The organism is Ruegeria sp. CDSB136, from assembly GCF_059610965.1.
The window spans coordinates 1-2500 of record NZ_JBXWOP010000047.1 but is presented as its reverse complement, the minus strand read 5'-3'; the positions used below and the strand labels follow the sequence as shown (position 1 = coordinate 2500).

Here is a 2500-nt window from a genome sequence, read left to right as displayed (position 1 = left end):
CCCGAAACCGAGTGATCTAGGCATGGCCAGGTTGAAGGTAAGGTAACACTTACTGGAGGACCGAACCCACATCCGTTGAAAAGGATCGGGATGAGCTGTGCCTAGGGGTGAAAGGCCAATCAAACTCGGAGATAGCTGGTTCTCTGCGAAATCTATTTAGGTAGAGCGTCATCCGAATACCCCGGGGGGTAGAGCACTGGATGGGTAATGGGGCCCCACAGGCTTACTGATCCTAACCAAACTCCGAATACCCGGGAGTACTAGATGGCAGACACACTGCGGATGCTAACGTCCGTAGTGGAGAGGGAAACAACCCTGACCTACAGCTAAGGCCCCCAATTCATGGCTAAGTGGGAAAGCAGGTGGGACGACCAAAACAACCAGGAGGTTGGCTTAGAAGCAGCCATCCTTTAAAGATAGCGTAACAGCTCACTGGTCTAAATAAGTTGTCCTGCGGCGAAGATGTAACGGGGCTCAAGCCATGAGCCGAAGCTTAGGATGCCGTAAGGCATGGTAGCAGAGCGTAGTGTGACATAGAACTCATCCGTATTTGCATCCACCTGTGAAATATCAGCGGGTGTAATGACGGATCGAGTTCTTTCGATGAAGCCGGCCTGTGAGGGATCCGGTGGAGAGATCACTAGTGAGAATGATGACATGAGTAGCGACAAAGAGTGTGAGAGACACTCTCGCCGAAAGTCCAAGGGTTCCTGCTTAAAGCTAATCTGAGCAGGGTAAGCCGGCCCCTAAGCCGAGGCCGAAAGGCGTAGGCGATGGGAACTAGGTTAATATTCCTAGGCCAGGAGGATGTGACGGATCACAGGTGTAGTTCAATCTTATCGGATTGATTGGGCTGCTGAGTGGTTCCTGGAAATAGCCCTCCATCAGACCGTACCCTAAACCGACACAGGTGGACTGGTAGAGCATACCAAGGCGCTTGAGAGAACGATGTTGAAGGAACTCGGCAAAATACCTCCGTAAGTTCGCGAGAAGGAGGCCCGGTTCCTAGGCAACTAGGGGCTGGGGGCACAAACCAGGGGGTGGCGACTGTTTATTAAAAACACAGGGCTCTGCGAAGTCGCAAGACGACGTATAGGGTCTGACGCCTGCCCGGTGCCTGAAGGTTAAAAGGAGAGGTGAGAGCCTTGAATTGAAGCCCAGGTAAACGGCGGCCGTAACTATAACGGTCCTAAGGTAGCGAAATTCCTTGTCGGGTAAGTTCCGACCTGCACGAATGGCGTAACGACTTCCCCGCTGTCTCCAACATCGACTCAGCGAAATTGAATTGCCTGTCAAGATGCAGGCTTCCCGCGGTTAGACGGAAAGACCCCGTGCACCTTTACTACAGCTTCGCACTGGCATCAGGATTGTGATGTGCAGGATAGGTGGTAGGCTTTGAAGCAGGAACGCAAGTACCTGTGGAGCCTCCCTTGAGATACCACCCTTCGCACTCTTGATGTCTAACCGCGGTCCGTTATCCGGATCCGGGACCCTGCGTGGCGGGTAGTTTGACTGGGGCGGTCGCCTCCTAAAGCGTAACGGAGGCGCGCGAAGGTTGGCTCAGAGCGGTCGGAAATCGCTCGTTGAGTGCAATGGCAGAAGCCAGCCTGACTGCAAGACTGACAAGTCGAGCAGAGTCGAAAGACGGCCATAGTGATCCGGTGGTCCCGAGTGGAAGGGCCATCGCTCAACGGATAAAAGGTACGCCGGGGATAACAGGCTGATACTGCCCAAGAGTCCATATCGACGGCAGTGTTTGGCACCTCGATGTCGGCTCATCTCATCCTGGGGCTGGAGCAGGTCCCAAGGGTACGGCTGTTCGCCGTTTAAAGAGGTACGTGAGCTGGGTTTAGAACGTCGTGAGACAGTTCGGTCCCTATCTGCCGTGGGTGTAGGAGACTTGAGAGGAGTTGCCCCTAGTACGAGAGGACCGGGGTGAACGATCCACTGGTGGACCAGTTGTCGTGCCAACGGCAGTGCTGGGTAGCTATGATCGGACAGGATAACCGCTGAAGGCATCTAAGCGGGAAGCCCCCCTCAAAACAAGGTCTCCCTGAGGGCCGTGGAAGACCACCACGTCAATAGGCCGGAGATGTAAGCGCAGTAATGCGTTCAGTTGACCGGTACTAATCGCCCGATAGGCTTGATTTGATCCAGTAATGGAAAGACAAAATCAAACCAGAAGCATACACCGACCTTGAGTTGGACAATGACGTGACAATCCGCAAAGCGGATTGCACGGTGTTGATTGACATAACAACTGTGCAGGAACGCGCATCCGCTTCGCGAATACGCTGCCTCCTGCGCGTCGCCTTTTTGCTTGGCAAAAAGAGCGACGGGGATTTTCCTCGGTTTGGTGGTCATAGCGCAAGTGAAACACCCGGTCCCATCCCGAACCCGGAAGTTAAGCACTGCCGCGCCAATGGTACTTGGGCTTAAGCCCCGGGAGAGTAGGTCACCGCCAAACCTAGCAAAATCCCCCTTCTCTCTGACGATGAAA

At 54.1% G+C, this 2500-nt stretch carries 2 rRNA genes (1 of these 2 cut by a window edge); both read left to right on the top strand.

Features of this window, described 5'->3' with window-relative positions:
• Positions 1-2151: ribosomal RNA gene (locus AC2FIR_RS23830) — 23S ribosomal RNA — on the top strand (it extends 692 nt beyond the left edge of the window).
• A 201-nt stretch (positions 2152-2352) separates the two neighbouring features.
• Positions 2353-2467 (top strand): 5S ribosomal RNA (gene rrf / locus AC2FIR_RS23825).
• Positions 2468-2500 lie beyond the last annotated feature (33 nt).